Origin of the sequence: Shewanella sp. SM101 (assembly GCF_025654465.1) — a bacterium.
GTDB lineage: Bacteria > Pseudomonadota > Gammaproteobacteria > Enterobacterales > Shewanellaceae > Shewanella > Shewanella oncorhynchi.
The window spans coordinates 1-656 of the sequence record NZ_JAKKRH010000144.1; the positions used below are offsets into that span (position 1 = coordinate 1).

Annotated in this window: 2 tRNA genes and 1 rRNA gene; all 3 read left to right on the plus strand. The window is 47.6% G+C overall.

The window, feature by feature from the left end:
* Window positions 1-214, plus strand: a 16S ribosomal RNA gene (locus tag L5M38_RS24340); the annotation flags it as partial.
* A 70-nt stretch (window positions 215-284) separates the two neighbouring features.
* A tRNA-Ile gene (locus L5M38_RS24345) sits at window positions 285-361 on the plus strand.
* 138 nt (window positions 362-499) lie between these two features.
* A tRNA-Ala gene (locus L5M38_RS24350) sits at window positions 500-575 on the plus strand.
* Window positions 576-656 lie beyond the last annotated feature (81 nt).

Here is a 656-nt window from a genome sequence, read left to right on the forward strand (position 1 = left end):
AGTAATCGTGGATCAGAATGCCACGGTGATCAGAATGCCACGGTGAATACGTTCCCGGGCCTTGTACACACCGCCCGTCACACCATGGGAGTGGGCTGCAAAAGAAGTGGGTAGCTTAACCTTCGGGGGGGCGCTCACCACTTTGTGGTTCATGACTGGGGTGAAGTCGTAACAAGGTAGCCCTAGGGGAACCTGGGGCTGGATCACCTCCTTACCTATACGACTAACTTAATGTTTGTTGAGTGTTCACACAGATTTGCTTGATAAAAGAAAGAGTAAAAGATGGGTCTGTAGCTCAGCTGGTTAGAGCGCACCCCTGATAAGGGTGAGGTCGGTGGTTCAAGTCCACTCTGACCCACCAAATCTTCGTTCTCCTTTGTTAAATTAACACTCGTTTAGTGAACTAAACGTCGCGTTAATTTGTCGCGGATAACTCGATTTGGCAAACCAATCCTTTTAGAGGTTTGGAACATCTTACTTACTCGCACTGCATGTAAATGGGGCTATAGCTCAGCTGGGAGAGCGCCTGCCTTGCACGCAGGAGGTCTGCGGTTCGATCCCGCATAGCTCCACCATTTACACCTTATTCTGACTTTATTGCAAAGTAATAAGGCATATGCACTATGGATAGAGATGCCAAAGATAAACTAAAAAAT